This is a genomic window from Sphingomonas sp. Leaf357 (assembly GCF_001423845.1).
Taxonomy (GTDB): domain Bacteria; phylum Pseudomonadota; class Alphaproteobacteria; order Sphingomonadales; family Sphingomonadaceae; genus Sphingomonas.
Window position 1 is genome coordinate 2,368,298 of sequence record NZ_LMPM01000001.1, and the last position, 15,073, is coordinate 2,383,370.

Annotated in this window: 16 protein-coding genes and 1 tRNA gene; 12 read left to right on the forward strand and 5 right to left on the reverse strand. The window is 66.2% G+C overall.

What is annotated here, in order from left to right; translation table 11 throughout:
* Window positions 1-80: 80 nt before the first annotated feature.
* The 4 genes from ASG11_RS19010 to ASG11_RS11100 are packed head-to-tail and all read left to right on the forward strand — an operon-like array spanning window position 81 to window position 3,929.
* Complete coding sequence (locus tag ASG11_RS19010; RefSeq protein WP_168371727.1) at window positions 81-218, forward strand: hypothetical protein; 138 nt, start codon at window positions 81-83, stop codon at window positions 216-218.
* Window positions 199-2,028 carry a hypothetical protein gene (locus ASG11_RS11090; protein WP_055779003.1) on the forward strand — a complete coding sequence of 610 codons (1,830 nt, stop codon included), beginning with the start codon at window positions 199-201 and terminating at the stop codon, window positions 2,026-2,028. Before ASG11_RS19010 ends, ASG11_RS11090 begins: the two co-directional genes overlap by 20 nt.
* A gap of 41 nt (window positions 2,029-2,069) precedes the next feature.
* A complete protein-coding gene (locus ASG11_RS11095; protein WP_055780749.1) occupies window positions 2,070-2,969 on the forward strand; it encodes a tyrosine-type recombinase/integrase in 900 nt (299 codons plus the stop codon).
* A 12-nt stretch (window positions 2,970-2,981) separates the two neighbouring features.
* Window positions 2,982-3,929, forward strand: a complete 948-nt coding sequence (locus ASG11_RS11100; protein ID WP_055779006.1) for an acetyl-CoA carboxylase carboxyltransferase subunit alpha — start codon at window positions 2,982-2,984, stop codon at window positions 3,927-3,929.
* 28 nt (window positions 3,930-3,957) lie between these two features.
* On the opposite strand, the gene ASG11_RS11105 is transcribed toward ASG11_RS11100, so the two are convergent.
* From ASG11_RS11105 to ASG11_RS11115, 3 genes are all read right to left on the reverse strand, one after another.
* Window positions 3,958-4,128, reverse strand: a complete 171-nt coding sequence (locus ASG11_RS11105; protein WP_055779008.1) for a Flp family type IVb pilin — start codon at window positions 4,126-4,128, stop codon at window positions 3,958-3,960.
* 76 nt (window positions 4,129-4,204) lie between these two features.
* Window positions 4,205-4,372: a Flp family type IVb pilin gene (locus ASG11_RS11110; RefSeq protein WP_055779010.1), complete on the reverse strand. Its 168-nt coding sequence runs from the start codon at window positions 4,370-4,372 to the stop codon at window positions 4,205-4,207.
* Window positions 4,373-4,501: 129 nt separating this feature from the next.
* Window positions 4,502-4,687, reverse strand: coding sequence for a Flp family type IVb pilin (locus ASG11_RS11115; protein ID WP_055779013.1), 186 nt, complete (start codon window positions 4,685-4,687; stop codon window positions 4,502-4,504).
* Between the two features lie 98 nt (window positions 4,688-4,785).
* Between ASG11_RS11115 and ASG11_RS11120 the strand changes: the two genes are divergently transcribed.
* Window positions 4,786-5,178: a (deoxy)nucleoside triphosphate pyrophosphohydrolase gene (locus tag ASG11_RS11120; protein WP_236697462.1), complete on the forward strand. Its 393-nt coding sequence runs from the start codon at window positions 4,786-4,788 to the stop codon at window positions 5,176-5,178.
* Here ASG11_RS11120 and ASG11_RS11125 read toward each other — a convergent pair.
* Both ASG11_RS11125 and ASG11_RS11130 read right to left on the reverse strand, forming a co-directional pair.
* Window positions 5,175-5,972 (reverse strand): hypothetical protein, encoded by a 798-nt coding sequence (locus tag ASG11_RS11125; RefSeq protein ID WP_055779019.1) that lies wholly within the window; start codon window positions 5,970-5,972, stop codon window positions 5,175-5,177. The two genes, ASG11_RS11120 and ASG11_RS11125, sit on opposite strands and share 4 nt — an antisense overlap.
* A gap of 54 nt (window positions 5,973-6,026) precedes the next feature.
* A tRNA-Cys gene (locus tag ASG11_RS11130) sits at window positions 6,027-6,100 on the reverse strand.
* A gap of 189 nt (window positions 6,101-6,289) precedes the next feature.
* Between ASG11_RS11130 and ASG11_RS11135 the strand changes: the two genes are divergently transcribed.
* From ASG11_RS11135 to ASG11_RS11165, 7 genes are all read left to right on the forward strand, one after another.
* Window positions 6,290-6,958 carry a protein-L-isoaspartate O-methyltransferase family protein gene (locus ASG11_RS11135; RefSeq protein WP_055779021.1) on the forward strand — a complete coding sequence of 223 codons (669 nt, stop codon included), beginning with the start codon at window positions 6,290-6,292 and terminating at the stop codon, window positions 6,956-6,958.
* Window positions 6,959-6,971: 13 nt separating this feature from the next.
* Window positions 6,972-8,471 (forward strand): TolC family outer membrane protein, encoded by a 1,500-nt coding sequence (locus ASG11_RS11140; RefSeq protein WP_055779024.1) that lies wholly within the window; start codon window positions 6,972-6,974, stop codon window positions 8,469-8,471.
* A 40-nt stretch (window positions 8,472-8,511) separates the two neighbouring features.
* Complete coding sequence (locus tag ASG11_RS11145) at window positions 8,512-9,060, forward strand: DUF2497 domain-containing protein (RefSeq protein ID WP_168371728.1); 549 nt, start codon at window positions 8,512-8,514, stop codon at window positions 9,058-9,060.
* 180 nt (window positions 9,061-9,240) lie between these two features.
* On the forward strand, window positions 9,241-11,295 hold the full coding sequence (locus ASG11_RS11150; RefSeq protein WP_055779027.1) for a S9 family peptidase: 2,055 nt from the start codon (window positions 9,241-9,243) through the stop codon (window positions 11,293-11,295).
* A gap of 50 nt (window positions 11,296-11,345) precedes the next feature.
* Window positions 11,346-11,555, forward strand: a complete 210-nt coding sequence (locus ASG11_RS11155; RefSeq protein ID WP_055779030.1) for a hypothetical protein — start codon at window positions 11,346-11,348, stop codon at window positions 11,553-11,555.
* Window positions 11,527-12,186 carry an AAA family ATPase gene (locus tag ASG11_RS11160; RefSeq protein WP_055779031.1) on the forward strand — a complete coding sequence of 220 codons (660 nt, stop codon included), beginning with the start codon at window positions 11,527-11,529 and terminating at the stop codon, window positions 12,184-12,186. Before ASG11_RS11155 ends, ASG11_RS11160 begins: the two co-directional genes overlap by 29 nt.
* Window positions 12,187-12,206: 20 nt before the next feature.
* Entirely contained in the window at window positions 12,207-14,987 is a 2,781-nt protein-coding gene (locus ASG11_RS11165; RefSeq protein ID WP_055779035.1) for a valine--tRNA ligase, read from the forward strand.
* Window positions 14,988-15,073 lie beyond the last annotated feature (86 nt).

The window sequence follows — 15,073 nt, forward strand, 5'->3', positions numbered from 1 at the left end:
CGGGGCTATACAGCGACCCCGCGTCTGCGGCAAAAGACTATGGCGCGCCGCTTCGTCCTTCGTTCGCACAGGGTTTTGTCATGTCTCGCTTGGTCGTCACGCTCGTTGTCATTCTGGTCGTGGTGGTGGGCGGACTGTTCGTGCTGTCCGGCATGGCGCATGAAAAGTCCCCGGTGCGCGTCGAGAAAGTGGTGCCGCTTGCGAATCTCTCGAACTAACAGCGCGCGCCTCGCCATTGCCGTCTGCCTGATCGGCGCAGGAATTCCTGCGCTGGGGCAGGACAGCCCCGAATCGCTGCTGCCGCCCGGTTTCAACGATCCCGCGACACCGCGCCCGCGCCCGACATCGCCCGGCGGGCTGACGCTCAATCCCTCGACGCTCGGTCGTCCGGCACCTTCGTCCACTCCCGTACCCACGCCGTCGCCCGGTGCGACGCCTGCGGCCACGGATGGCGTGGTCGATCCGGTGGTCGCCGCCGTGCTCGCCGATGCGCAGGCGGCCGCCGCCGTGCGTGCCGCCGAGGCCTATGCGCGCGCCTTGTCGGCGCACCGTTCGCTCGACACGGTCGGTGTCGCCGGGCCGCAACAGGGTGCGCTCGCGCCCGACGCGCTTCGTGGCGCGGACGGGATCTATGTCGAGGAATTGATGCGGCGTCTGAACGCGCCGATCGCCTCGCGCTGGCTGTCGATGGCACTGCGCAAGACCCTGGTCTCGCGGCTCGACACGCCGGAGCGCGTCAATGGCGCGGATTTCGCTGCCGAGCGGGCCTGGCTGCTGGTGCGGATGGGCGAATCGGTCGCCGGCCGCGCAGTCGCGCAGAGCGTCGACCCCGAAAATTCCACGCCGAAGCTGTATAACGCGCTGATGCAGACGGGGCTCGCGACCGGCGATCCGGGCGCATTCTGTCCGGTCGCGGACAAGGCGGCGGCAAGCGCGCGCGAACGTGGCTGGGTCGTCGCCAAGAGCATCTGCGCGGCGTTGGCCGGGCAACCGGCGACGCAATTGCTCGCGGCCAACGAAAAGGCCGGCGCGGCGCGCGGGATCGACATGCTGCTCGCCCGCAAGGTCGCCGGGATGGGCGCACGCGGACGCCAGGCGGTAACGATCGAATGGGATTCGGTCGATCAGTTGACGGCGTGGCGCATCGGCATGGCGCTGGCCAGCGGCACGGACATTCCGGATCGGTTGATCGCGACGGTCAATCCGCGCGTGCAGGCATGGCGGGCGCTTTCGCCGATGGTCGACGTGCGCACGCGGATCGCGCCGGCCGATTATGCCGCGGCGCGCGGCGTGCTGTCGAACGCGGCAATGGTCGACCTCTACGGCGCGCTCGACAATGACGACGATCAGGCGAGCGCCGAACTGGGCATCGCGCGCGATCTGCGCACCGCTTATTCGGCCGGCACGCGCGCCGAGCGGATGACGGCGCTGACCGGCCTGTGGGACGAGCCGAAGACGGCGGACGGGCGCTATGCTCGGCTGATCCTCACCGCCCGCGCGGCGGCGCGGCTGCCGTTGGATACCCAAGGCGCGGATGTCGACCGGCTGGTGAAATCGATGCTGTCGGCCGGGCTGGACCGCTCAGCGCTGCGCTGGTCGGGCAAGGCGGATAAGGGCGGGGACGCGTGGGCGATGCTGGCGCTGGCCGATCTGAACCTCGGGGCGCGTTATTCGATCGGCGATATCAACGGCTATTCGGGCAAGGACGATTCGGACGGCCTAAAACGGCGTATGCTGTTCGCGGGGCTGGCCGGTCTGGGCCGCTTGTCGCGCGACGACATCGCGAGCGGCGCCGAATCGCTCGGGGTCAGGATCGGCGCGGAGAACAGCTGGACGCGCGCGATCGATCGGGCCGCGCGCAACAACCAGCCGGGGCTGGTCGTGCTGCTCGCCTCGATCGGCATGCAAACGACGCAGTGGCGCGGCGTGCCGCCGGAAGTGCTGTACCGAACGATCGGTGCGATGCGCGCGGTCGGCCTGGGCGGCCAGGCGCGGATGATCGCCGTCGAGGCGATCGCCCGGCTTTGACCACGCTCGCCGACCGCGCGCTGATCGAGCGGTTCCTGGAGATGATGGCGGCGGAGGCGGGCGCGGCCAAGAACACGATCGCGGCGTATCGCAGCGATCTGGCGCTGGCCTCGGAGTTTCTCGAACACCGGCTGGGCGAGGCCTCGGCGACCGACCTGTCGCGGCTGGGCGAGCATTGGCTCGACCTGTCGCGCTCTAGCGTGGCGCGGAAATCCGCCGCGCTCCGGCGGTTCTTCGCGTTCCTGGCCGATGAGGGCATGCGATCGGACGATCCCGGCGGGGCCCTGCCGCGGCCGGGCGCACAGCGTGCGTTGCCCAAGACGCTCGATCATGCCGATGTCGACCGGCTGTTCGCCGCCATCGCCGACCGCATCGCCCGCGATCCGCCCGATCCCAACGACCTGCGGCTCGCGGCGTTGGTCGAGTTGCTCTACGGATCGGGCTTGCGCGCGACCGAACTCGTGTCGCTGCCGCGCAATGCCATCTCGCCCGATCGCCCCTACCTGATCCTGCGCGGCAAGGGCGGGCGCGAGCGGCTGGTCCCGATCTCCGATCGCGCCCGCGCTGCCGTTGCGGCCTGGCGGGGCTATGTCGCCACCGACCGAGCATGGCTGTTCCCGTCGGGCAAGACGCACCTGTCGCGCGTGCGGCTCTACCAGTTGCTGAAAGCGCTGGCGGCGGAGGCGGGCATACCGCCCGAGCGAGTCTCGCCGCACGTCCTGCGCCACGCCTTCGCGACGCATCTGCTGGAGGGCGGGGCGGACCTGCGCGCGCTGCAATCCATGCTCGGCCATGCCGATATCGCGACGACCGAGATCTACACGCATATCGACAGCGCGCGGCTGGTCGCCTTGGTCAACGAACGCCATCCGCTCAACGATCGCCAGGCCGGCGACCGTTCGACGACGCCACGCGTTGACGTCGGCCAGCAGGGGGCTTAACCGCCCGGCGCTATGGCAAGCTTTCTCGATTTCGAAAAACCCATCGCCGAACTGCAGGGGCGGATCGACGAACTGCGCGAGACCGCCGCCGACGGCACGGTCGATATCGACGCGGAGGTCGCCAAGCTGCAGGCCAAGTCCGACAAGGCATTGCGCGACACCTATGCGCGGCTGACGCCGTGGCAGAAGACCCAGGTCGCACGGCACGGCGAGCGGCCGCATTTCAAGGACTACGTCGCCGGGCTGTTCGACGATTTTACGACTTTGGCCGGGGACCGGGCGTTCGGCGACGATCAGGCGATCCTCGGCGGCTTCGCGATGTTCCGGGGGCAGCGCGTTATGGTGATCGGCCATGAGAAAGGCGACGATACCGCCAGCCGCCTCCGCCACAATTTCGGTATGGGCAAGCCCGAGGGCTATCGCAAGGCCATCCGTCTGATGGAACTGGCCGACCGGTTCGGCCTCCCGGTCGTGACGTTGGTCGACACGTCGGGCGCGTTCCCGGGCGTGCAGGCTGAGGAGCGCGGACAGGCGGAAGCGATCGCGCGTTCGACCGAGACGTGCCTGTCGCTGGGCGTGCCGATGGTCGCGGCGGTGGTGGGCGAGGGTGGTTCGGGTGGCGCGATCGCGCTGGCGGCGGGCAACCGCGTGCTGATGTTCGAACACGCAGTCTATTCGGTAATCTCGCCCGAAGGCTGCGCCTCGATCCTGTGGCGCACCGCCGACAAGGCGGCGGATGCGGCGGAGGCGATGAAGGTGACGGCGCAGGATTTGAAAGGCCTGGGCGTGATCGACACGATCGTGCCGGAGCCGCTGGGTGGCGCGCATCGCGATGCGGCCAAGGCGATCGCTACGCTCGGCGATGCGATCCGCGATGCCCTGGGCGGGCTTGCGGGCATGGATGCGGCGGAACTGCGTCGCGACCGGCGCGAGAAGTTCCTGGCGATGGGTCGGCTGTAACGCGCCGACCCGTTACGCCACCCGAGCTTCAGCTCGCTTTCATGTTCGACGATACGTTACCGTACGTGGTCTTCAAACGGTTGCCGAGACCCTGCATCGCGCTGATCGCCGCGACTGCGATCAACGCCGCGATCAAACCGTATTCGATCGCCGTTGCGCCGCGTGTGTTGCGGAAGGCGCTCAAGATGATGTGTAACATTATCCACCCCTGGACAAGAAAGGGGCGGCGAAACCAAAGCCCCGCCGCCCCCGAACTTTCGATAAGCTGTTGAAGCTTACGAAGCCTTCATGTTCGACGAGACGTTGCCGAACGTGGTCTTCAGCTGGTTGCCCAGACCCTGCATGGCAGCGATGGCGGCGACGGCGATCAGAGCGGCGATCAGGCCGTACTCGATTGCGGTTGCGCCCTTGGAATTCTTGATGAAGTTGCGGATCTTCTGCATTTTCGGTCTCCAGTTTCAGTCTTCAGTCACCCGGCCGAACCGGAGAACCGGCATCGACAGTTCAAGATCTAGGCCGGCAGGGTTGAAGAAAACTTAAAGGCGGAAAATAATTTCGGGGCAGGCGGGAACCTATTGTCCGGTGCGTGCGCGTTCCATTTTTGTATTGACGTTGCCCCACATGCCTACCGTCGAATTCGCCACCTCGACAAAGGCCGCGATCATCGTGATGACGACGAGTGATAGGATCAGCCCATACTCGATTGCCGTACCGCCCTTGCGGTCGCGGACCAGCCGCCTGATGAAACGTGTGAACATTCGGTTGCGCGCCCCGGACCGAGTACATCTAAAAGTAAAACCTAGTTCCGGAGCATTAACGAATGACGAATAGGTCCGATCAAGCCGAGGCGATTACTATGTTCCCCGTAGTCGCGGCGGCGCTGGTCGATGCGTCCGGGCGCGTGCTCGTCCAGCAGCGCCCGCCCGGCAAACACATGGCCGGCTTGTGGGAATTTCCGGGCGGCAAAGTGGAGCGTGGCGAGACGCCCGAGGCGGCTCTGGTGCGCGAACTGGCGGAGGAATTGGGCATAAGGGTCGCGGCGTCGGCCCTGAGGCCCGCCACCTTCGCGAGCGAGCCGCTGGACGGAAAGCATCTCCTGCTGCTGCTGTATATCTGCGAGGAATGGACCGGCGAGCCGGTCGCGCTGGACGCCGTGGCGCTGCGATGGGTCGCGCCGGCGGAGATGCGCGGGCTGGACATGCCGCCGGCCGACGCGCCGTTCATCGCCGCGCTGGAGCGCCTGGCCTAGCGCGCGGTCGTCACCTCGCCGCCGTCCGTAAGTGTGATGCGGATGCTGACCCAGGCGCCGATCTGCTCCTTGCCGCCGATGCGTGGGGGGCGAACGCGGAACTGCCACGCCGCCTGCCGGAAAGCCCGCGCGAGCCCCGAACCGAGCGGCGATTCGCCCAGCGCGCGGCAATTCTCGACATGGTAATTCTCGATCGTCTTGCACGCGATCAGGCCCCAGCCGGGCTGGGCGCGGGGCGGCAGATAGCCGTTCAGTTCCGCGCTGGACGGTTCGCGATACCATTCGGCATTGTAGAGCCGCTCGCCGCCCGGCCCGGCACCGGGTCCGTAGGCCGATCCGCTGTCCTTGCCCGCCACCGCCTGCCCGTCGCTGTCACCGTCGTGTCCGGGGCGCGAGGTGGCGGTGCCGACTGCGTCGAACATGTCCTTTCCGCCGATCAGCTGCGGCAGCTCGATCGGCTTGGGCGGGGTTACCGGAGGGGCCGGCGGCTTGGGCGGCTCGGGCGGTGCCTTCGGCGGCGATCCCCGATCGGTCTCGCGCGCCTTGTCGACCTTCGGCGTGGCCGGGCCGGGTGTCGGCGCTGGATTCGGTACATCGGTCAGCGTGAAGGTGGTGGGCGGCTTTTCATCGACCTTGTGCGTCACCGACGGGGCGAGGCGCAGCATCACGAGCAGAACGAGCAGGTGCGCGATGATCGCGAACGCCAGGCCGGACGCGCGCCGGCGATCCGATGCGGAGCGATAGCCCGATGAATAAGGTGGGTCCGCCTGGGGCGCGTTGGACGTCGGCTGCATTGTGCGGATGTGGCCCGGACCCGTAACGTGAATATGTCAGCGCGGATCGATCGCTGGAGGCCCGACCGGGAATCGAACCCGGGTGCGAGGATTTGCAGTCCTCTACGTCACCACTCCGCCATCGGGCCTCGACGAGCGAGGCGGCGAAATGCGGCGGTGCGACGCCGCTGTCAACCGTTCGTGCGACTCTGCGATATTCTATTTGTCACGGCGTCGCTTGGCGTGTGCCCCACGGCACGATACAAGCCGCGAAACGGAACAAGTGTATTGCATGGCTAAAACAGCTGTGCGATGAAGGTCGAAGTAAGGGCGGCGGCATGAAACTCAGCACGATCGATTCGGACGGACAAGTGGCGATGCGCCACGCGATGGTGGCGAGCCAGTTGCGCACCAATGCGGTCAGCGATGCCCGCGTCGTCGCGGCCATGGCCCGCGTGCCGCGCGAGGAGTATCTGCCGGTCGAGGCGCAGGATATGGCGTATCGCGATACCGCGCTGCCGCTGGGCCGCGGCCGGTTCCAGAACGTGCCGATCGCCACCGGCCGGATGTTGACCGAAGCGATGTTGCAGGCGAGCGACCGCGTGCTGCTGATCGGGGCGGCGGGCGGCTATACCGCCGCCGTACTGGCCGAGATCGTCGCCTCGGTAACGGCGGTGGAGAGTGATCCCGCGCTGGCCGCGCTGGCGCGCACCGCTTTGGTCAGTTCGCCCAAGGTCACTTTGGTCGAAGGTCCGCTCGAGGCCGGTCATGCCGAAGGCGGCCCCTTTGACGTATTGTTCATCGACGGTGCGGTAGAACAGATCCCGGAGGCGCTGGTCGCCCAGGTCGCGACCGGAGGCCGGGTCGTCGGTGGCCTGGCCGATCGTGGCGTCACGCGGCTCGCGTCGGGGCGCAAGACGGCGGGCGGCTTCGCGCTGCTGCCGTTCGCGGACATCGATTGCGTGCCTCTGCCGGGTTTCGCGCTCGCGAAATCCTTCACCTTCTGAAAGACACGTAGTGATGCGCCGGACTTATCTTCTGCTTGGTAGCGCGCTGACCATGGTCGCCGCGCCTGCCATGGCCGAAACGCTGAAAGAGGCGTTGCTCAGGGCGTACAATACCAACCCGACGCTCTCGGCCGACCGCGCCAACGTGCGCGCGGTGGACGAGAACGTGCCGATCGCGCGCTCGCAGGGGCTGCCGTCGCTCAACGTCTCGGGCAATTATACCGAGAACGTCGTCAACGCGCAGAACAGCTTCCTCGCGCCGGCACGCCAGGCGACCGCGTCGACGACCTTTTCGGTGCCGATCTATGCCGGCGGCGCGGTGCGCAATGCGGTGAGGGCGGCGGAAGTCCGTGTCGAGCAGAGCCGCTTCGGCCTGCGCAACACCGAATCGCAACTCTTCACCGCCGTCGTGGGCGCGTACATGGACGTGATCCGCGACGAGGCGATCGTGTCGCTCAACCGCCAGAACGTCCGGGTGCTGGACGTCAATCTGCAGGCGAGCAGCGATCGCTTTCAGGTCGGCGATCTGACGCGCACCGACGTGGCGCAGTCGCAAGCCCGTCTGGCCGTGGCGCGCAGCCAGTTGCAGACCGCCGAGGCGCGGCTGATCTCCAGCCGCGAAAGCTATATCCGCCTGATCGGCAATGCGCCGGGCACGCTCGAAACGCCTCCGCCGGTGCCCGACAGCCCGACCGATCCGGATGCGGCGGTGGACATAGCGATCCGCAACAATCCGGCGCTGCTCGCGGCGGAAAAGGCCCGCGATGCGGCGCGCTACGACGAAGGCGTCGCGCGCGCCGCGCGCCTGCCGAAACTGAACGCCAACGTCGGCGGAAATTATTACAACTATCTGGGCTCGCTCGGCTCCACCACCGGACAGTCGGTCCCGCAGAACGGTACCGCGGCGACGGTCGGCCTCGGCCTTACCTTGCCGCTCTATCAGGGCGGTCGTCCGGCGGCGCAGGTCCGTCAGGCGCAGGAGCGGCGCGGGCAGGCGATCGAGCAGGTGACCGAGGCGGAACGCCAGGTGATCGCCAATACGCGCTCGGCCTATGCCGTGTGGAAGTCTTCGGAGGAGGTGATCGCCTCGTCCGAGGTGGCGGTGAACGCCAACCGCCTGTCGCTGGAAGGTGTGCGCGCCGAGAACAGCGTGGGCAACCGCACGATCCTCGACATCCTGAACGCCGAGCAGGAACTGCTCAACTCGCAGGTCACCTTGGTGACGGCGCGGCGCGATGCCTATGTCGCGCGCTTCGCGTTGCAGGCGGCGATGGGCCGGGCCGAGGCGCGCGATCTCGGGCTGGACGGTGGCGCGCTCTACGATCCGGTGGTTAATTACAAGCGCGTACGCCACAAACTGTCCGATTGGGGGTCCGATCCCGAGCCGGTGCCGCTGGCGACCACGACGCGCGACACCAAGGCGCAGGGCGCGGAAGTGACCAAGCCGCTCGATCCGATTCTCGACACGCCGGTTGACAGGGACGTTGCAAATCCCGCAGGAACACCGCGTTAAGCATCACGAGATCGCGATGCCGTGCGCCAAGGGTTGATCGATGGGGGATATCAGCGCCGAACCGTCGATGGAGGACATCCTCTCGTCGATCAAACGCATCATCGCCGAGGAAGGCGATGCGGCGGTTGCGGCGCGTAGCTCGCGTCGTGCCGCGGCCGCGCCGCGTGCGCCCCTGCCGATCCCGCGCGCTGATATCGACGATTTCGATCGCGACGAGATTCTTGAACTGAGCGAGCCGGTGCGTGCCGCCGCGCCGGAGCGGATCGTTCCTGCGCCGGTCGAGCAGGCGCGCGTGGAGCCGGTTCGTGTCGAGCCGCCCGCGCCGCTCCCGGTGGCACAGAGGGTCGAGGCGTCGGCAGCGCTCGCTGATTCGATCATCTCCGCGCAAGCCACCCAGGCGACGCGTGGTCCGCTCGAAGCCTTGTCGCGGATGGTGGTGAAGCCCGAGGTCGGCGGTGCCGACACGCTGGAAGCTCTGGTCCGCGAGATGCTCCGCCCGATGCTGCGCGACTGGCTCGACGCCAAGCTGCCCGGTCTGGTCGAGCAGATGGTGGCCAAGGAAATCGCCCGGATCACCGGCCAGCACTGAACGTCCGTATCCTCAAGAGATGGTCATCCTGAACTCGTTTCAGGATCCAGGCGCGGTCGGTTGCCAATATCGATATTATCAGTGGTGCGGATGACTGCGCCTGGATGCTGAAACAAGATCAGCACGACGGCAGTTGCTGCCGTTGCACCCGCCCCGAAAATTGGCCTATCACTCGCGGCCATGAAGACGATCCTGTCCGCGAGCACGCTCGCCCCCGCCCTGATTCTTGGCGCCGTAGCCGCAACCCCGGCCGCTGCCCGCCAGATCACCATCGACGACGTGACGATGCTGTCGCGCGCCTCGTCACCCGACGTGTCGCGGGACGGACGCTGGCTCGTCTGGCAGCAGCGCGAGACTGATCTCGCCGCCGACAAGGGCCGGTTCGACCTGTGGCGGCTCGATCTCTCGCGCAAAGGTGCAAAGCCCGAGAAGCTCGCGGCCGAAGCCGACGTCAACGAAACCGCACCGCAATTCTCCGCGGACGGCCGCACCGTGTTCTTCCAGTCCGACAAGGGCGGCGACGACGCGATCTGGGCGATCGGCATCGACGGGTCGGCCGCGAAGAAGCTGACCGGCTTCCAGGGCGGCTTCGGCGGGTTCAAGGTCGCTCCGACCGGCGACAAGATCCTCGTCTGGGCCGATCGCCTGCCCGGCGCGCCGAGCCTGGCGCCTGCGATGACCAAGAAGGATCCGAACGCGGGGCAGGGGCGGACCTATGATCAACTGTTCGTGCGACATTGGGATACGTGGGCGGATGGCACGCGGTCGCAATTGTTCGTCCTGCCGCTCGGTCCCGATGGCGCGCCCGGCGACGGCGTGGCGATCGAGAAGACGCTGGTCGGCGATGCGCCGTCCAAGCCTTCGGGCGGCGGCGAGGAAGTGTCGTGGAGCGCGGACGGCAAGACCGTCTATTTCGCGCTGCGCGAGGCCGGGCGGATCGAACCGCTGTCGACCAATCTCGACATCTTCGCCGCACCTGCCGACGGATCGACCCCCCCGGTCAATCTGACCGCGGCCAATCGCGGCATGGACAATCTGCCGACCGTTTCGCCCGATGGCCGCAGCCTGGCCTATTTCTCGATGGCGCGCCCCGGCTACGAGGCCGACCGCCAAGTGCTGATGCTGCGCGATCTCGCCAGCGGGCAGGTACGCGCGCTGACGCAAGGCTGGGATCGCTCGGTCGGGTCGATCGCATGGAGCAACGACAGCAAGACAATCTACGTCACCGCCGACGACGTGCAGGAAACCCCCGCCTTCGCCGTCGCCGCCGCGACCGGCAAGGTCACGCGCCTGACCCAGGCCGGCCACGTTTCGGGCATCGTGCCGACGCCCAAGGGCATCGTCTTCGCGATGAACAGCCTGACCGCGCCGGACGATTTCTACCGTCTCGACGGCAAGCGCACGACCCGGCTGACCGCGGTCAACGCCGACAAGCTCGCCGGGATCGACATGCCGACCGTCACGCGGTTCAGCTTCACCGGCGCGAACAACGATACCGTCTGGGGCTATGCGGTGAAGCCGTACGGCAGCAGCGGCAAGGTGCCGATCGCATACATGGTGCATGGCGGGCCGCAGGGGTCGAGCAACAACAGCTGGTCGTATCGCTGGAACCCGGCGGTGTTCGCGGGCGCCGGCTACGGCCTGGTCGCGGTCGATTTCCACGGTTCGACCGGCTACGGCCAAGCCTTCACTGATGCGATCCGCAACAATTGGGGCGGCTGGCCGCTGGAGGATCTCCAGAAGGGCCTGAAGGCGGCGACGACGAAGTTCGCCTGGCTCGACGCCGACAATGCCTGCGCGCTCGGCGCGTCCTATGGCGGCTACATGATGAACTGGTTCGAAGGCCAATGGCCCGATCGCTTCAAATGCATCGTGCAGCATGACGGCGTGTTCGATGCCCGCGCCATGGCCTATGAGACCGAGGAATTGTGGTTTGACGAGTGGGAACATGGCGGAAAGGCCTATTTCGAAGACCCGCAGGCGTTCGAGAAATGGAACCCGGTCAACTACGTCACCGCGTGGAAGACACCGATGCTGGTGATCACCGGCGAGAAGGATTTCCGCATCCCCTACACGCAGGGCCTCGCCACCTTCACCGCGCTGCAACGCCGGGGCATCCCATCGCGCCTGCTCGTCAACCCGAGCGAGAATCACTGGGTGCTCAAACCAAAGAACTCGCGCCAATGGTACCGCGAGGTGCTCGGCTGGATGGGAACGTATACGGGGAAGAAGTAACCGCTTCCCTTGATCCTCGGCGCTGCCTATCTTGGAGGTGGAGAAACACCATGCCGAAGCCCAAACAAATCCGTCCGAGCGACCTGCCGACGAAGCGCGTGCAGGCACCGGACGGATCGATGATCCAGATGAAGGTCGTGCAGGCAAACAGCGCGACCTTTGCGCTGGACATGCTGGCGGCATTCCGCTCCAACGTGCGTCGCATCAAGACGGAGCAGCGGAAGCGCGCGCGTGCCCAACAAGACGCCGCGCAGGCCTGATAAACCGATCTTCTGGATCATCGCCGGGCCGAACGGCAGCGGCAAGAGTTCGCTGTACAATCGCACGGATATCGAAGGCTGGGGCGGCTCCGTCTGGATCATCAATCCGGATTTGCTGACGTCGAAGATTGCCGAGTCAGAGCGTCTTGATCTGGAAGATGCGAATCTTGCGGCGGTTCGGCGGGTCGAGGAATGGCTCGAAGCCTCGATTAACGCCTATCAGACGATCGGCGTCGAGACCGTGCTCTCGTCACCTAAATATCGCCGCCTGGTTGAATTGGCCAAAACTCGTGGGTTTGAGATTAGGATGATTTACGTCATCCTCGATACCGTTGAATTGCAACTCGCTCGGATCCGTAATCGGGTGGCGGAAGGGGGACATGACGTGCCGGCCGATAAGGTAGCTGCGCGTCGCCAGCGCTCGTTCGATCAGCTGGCATGGTTTGCAACGCACGTGGACGAGTGTTTGGTCTTCAACAACTCGACTGGCGAGCCCGAGCTGGTTGGGGGATTGCGAAGCGGCTATCTCGTTCAGATCAGAGAATTTCCAAACGACCTTCTGGCCGCTTTGAACGGTGCTGGGGTGGGAACTCCTAAACTGACCAATCCTGACACTTGGCATGTGCTTTGATGGACAGCTAAGGCCTCCCCATGACCGAACTCCCGAAAACCTTTGACCCCGCCGAAATCGAATCGCGCTGGTATGCGCATTGGGAGGCGACCGACAAGTTCCGCCCCGACCGCCCCGGTGCGGAGCCGTGGACGATCGTCAATCCGCCCCCCAACGTGACCGGCAACCTGCATATCGGCCATGCGCTGGACAATACGCTGCAGGATATCCTCGCGCGCCACGCGCGATTGCAGGGCAAGGATGCGCTGTGGGTGGTCGGCACCGACCATGCCGGGATCGCGACGCAGATGGTGGTCGAGCGCCAGATGCAGCTCAGCCAGGACAAGCGCACCAACTACACGCGCGAACAGTTCGTCGAGAAGGTCTGGGCGTGGAAGGAGGAAAGCGGCGGCACGATCACGCAGCAACTCCGTCGCCTCGGCTGCTCGATGGACTGGAAGAACGAACGCTTCACGATGGACGAGGGCTTTTCGAAAGCCGTGCTCAAGGTGTTCGTCGATCTGCACAAGCAGGGCCTGCTGTACCGCGACAAGCGCCTCGTGAACTGGGATCCGGGCCTCGGCACCGCGATCAGCGATCTCGAGGTCGAGACGCGCGAGATCAAGGGGCAGTTCTGGCATTTGCGCTATCCGCTGGAGGACGGTTCGGGCTTCATCGAGGTCGCGACGACGCGACCCGAGACGATGCTCGCCGACATGGCGGTGGCGGTGAACGAGAAGGACGATCGCTACACGGCGTTGGTCGGCAGGAAGGTGCGCCTGCCGATCACCGGTCGACTGATCCCGATCGTAACCGACGACCATGCCGATCCGGAACTGGGGTCGGGCGCGGTGAAGATCACGCCGGGGCATGATTTCAACGATTTCGAAGTGGGCAAACGCGCCGGCATGAAGGCGGGCGAGATGCTCAACATGCTCGATGCCAAGGCACAGATCGTCCAGGTGTCGGACGGGCTGATCCCGGCGGACTTCATCGGCATGACGACGGCGGAGGCGCGCCAGGCGGTCGTCGTGCGGCTGAAGGCCGAAGGCTTTCTCGTGCCGCACATCGACAAGGACGGCGAGGAACACGAGTCCGAACCGCGCACGATCCAGACGCCCTATGGCGACCGCTCCGGTGTGGTGATCGAGCCATGGTTGACCGACCAATGGTATGTCGATGCGGCGACTTTGGCGCAGCCGGCGATCGAGGCGGTCAAGTCGGGCGCGATTCGGATCGTGCCGAAGACCTGGGAGAAGACCTTCTTCAACTGGATGGAGGGGATCCAGCCCTGGTGCGTGAGCCGCCAATTATGGTGGGGGCACCGGATTCCGGCGTGGTTTGGCGATGACGGCGAAGTGTATGTCGAACTGACGGAGGCCGAAGCGCAGGCGAAAGCCGGGCCGGGCGTGACGCTGGCGCAGGATCCCGACGTCCTCGATACATGGTTTTCTTCCGCACTCTGGCCCTTCGCGACGATGGGCTGGCCTGATTCTTCTCCCTCTCCCCGCTCGCGGGGAGAGGGCAGGGGAGAGAGGCAGTCGCAAGCGCCGGCCTCCGATACTGCCCCTCTCCCCGCAAGCGGGGAGAGGGAGACCTTGGGCGGCCGCTACCCCAACGACGTGCTCATCTCCGGCTTCGACATCCTGTTCTTCTGGGACGCCCGCATGATGATGCAGGGCATCCACTTCATGAAGGACGTCCCCTTCAAGACGCTCTACCTGCACGGTCTGGTCCGCGCGGCGGACGGGTCGAAGATGTCCAAGTCGAAGGGCAATACGGTCGATCCGCTCGGGCTGATCGATCAGTATGGCGCGGATGCGCTGCGCTTCTTCATGGCGGCGATGGAGAGCCAGGGCCGCGACATCAAGATGGATGAAAAGCGCGTCGAGGGCTATCGCAACTTCGCGACCAAGCTTTGGAACGCCGCACGCTTCTGCCAGTCGAACGGCATCGTCGCGAGCAAGCACCTCGAAGCGCCCAAGGCGGAACTCGCGGTCAACCGCTGGATCATCGCCGAGACCATCCAGGCTGTACAGGCGGTCGATCTGGCGTTGGCCGATTACCGTTTCGATGGCGCGGCGAACGCGATCTACCAGTTCGGCTGGAGCCGCTTCTGCGATTGGTACATCGAACTGATCAAGCCGGTTCTGGGCCAGATGGATGCTCCTGCGACCGGCCTCGAGGCGGACGAAACCCGAGCGGTGGCCGGCTGGGTGCTGGACCAGTTGCTAGTGCTGCTCCACCCATTCATGCCGTTCATCACCGAGGAATTGTGGTCCAAGATGGGGCCGCGCGACTATGATCTGATCGTCGCCAAATGGCCGATGGCGGATGCCCGGGCGATCGATCCCGAAGCGGCGAAGGAAGTGGACTGGCTGATCCGTCTGGTCACCGAGGTTCGCGCGGCGCGCAACGAACTGGGCGTCTCGCCGGGCGTGCGCATGCCGGTGCATGTGCGGGATGCAGGCGCGGACACGAAGGGCCGCCTTGCGCGGCAAAGCGCGGCCATCGCCCGTCTCGCTCGGGTCGATCTGGCGGGGGGCGACGGGCCGGCCGGCGGCGCGGTCCAGATCGTAGTCGACGAGGCGACCTTCGTACTGCCGCTCGCAGGCGTGGTCGATCTCGATGCCGAGAAAGCCCGCCTGACGAAGGGCATCGCGGCGGCGGAAAAGGAACGCGATGCGCTTGCCGGCCGTCTCGGCAATGCGAGCTTCGTAGAGCGCGCCAAGCCGGAAGCGGTCGAAAAGGCGCGCGCCGATCATGCCGACAAGGCCGCCGAGGCCGAGCGGCTGAGCGCGGCATTGGCGCGGCTCGGTTAGCACGTCGTCGTCACCCCGGACTTGTTCCGGGGTCCGCCGTGCCGCATAGGCAACGCGCTTTGGATTGTCGGCCCGGTGGGCCCCGG

Bases quoted from the DNA above. Each gene is read 5' to 3' on its own strand.
- ASG11_RS11155 (WP_055779030.1), top strand. From the start codon at position 11,346: ATGCCGAAGCCCAAACAAATCCGTCCGAGCGACCTGCCGACGAAGCGC.
- ASG11_RS11100 (WP_055779006.1), top strand. From the start codon at position 2,982: ATGGCAAGCTTTCTCGATTTCGAAAAACCCATCGCCGAACTGCAGGGG.
- ASG11_RS11105 (WP_055779008.1), bottom strand. From the start codon at position 4,128: ATGTTACACATCATCTTGAGCGCCTTCCGCAACACACGCGGCGCAACG.
- ASG11_RS11135 (WP_055779021.1), top strand. From the start codon at position 6,290: ATGAAACTCAGCACGATCGATTCGGACGGACAAGTGGCGATGCGCCAC.
- ASG11_RS19010 (WP_168371727.1), top strand. From the start codon at position 81: ATGTCTCGCTTGGTCGTCACGCTCGTTGTCATTCTGGTCGTGGTGGTG.
- ASG11_RS11150 (WP_055779027.1), top strand. From the start codon at position 9,241: ATGAAGACGATCCTGTCCGCGAGCACGCTCGCCCCCGCCCTGATTCTT.
- ASG11_RS11095 (WP_055780749.1), top strand. From the start codon at position 2,070: ATGATGGCGGCGGAGGCGGGCGCGGCCAAGAACACGATCGCGGCGTAT.
- ASG11_RS11125 (WP_055779019.1), bottom strand. From the start codon at position 5,972: ATGCAGCCGACGTCCAACGCGCCCCAGGCGGACCCACCTTATTCATCG.
- ASG11_RS11120 (WP_236697462.1), top strand. From the start codon at position 4,786: ATGTTCCCCGTAGTCGCGGCGGCGCTGGTCGATGCGTCCGGGCGCGTG.
- ASG11_RS11110 (WP_055779010.1), bottom strand. From the start codon at position 4,372: ATGCAGAAGATCCGCAACTTCATCAAGAATTCCAAGGGCGCAACCGCA.
- ASG11_RS11115 (WP_055779013.1), bottom strand. From the start codon at position 4,687: ATGTTCACACGTTTCATCAGGCGGCTGGTCCGCGACCGCAAGGGCGGT.
- ASG11_RS11165 (WP_055779035.1), top strand. From the start codon at position 12,207: ATGACCGAACTCCCGAAAACCTTTGACCCCGCCGAAATCGAATCGCGC.
- ASG11_RS11140 (WP_055779024.1), top strand. From the start codon at position 6,972: ATGCGCCGGACTTATCTTCTGCTTGGTAGCGCGCTGACCATGGTCGCC.
- ASG11_RS11145 (WP_168371728.1), top strand. From the start codon at position 8,512: ATGGGGGATATCAGCGCCGAACCGTCGATGGAGGACATCCTCTCGTCG.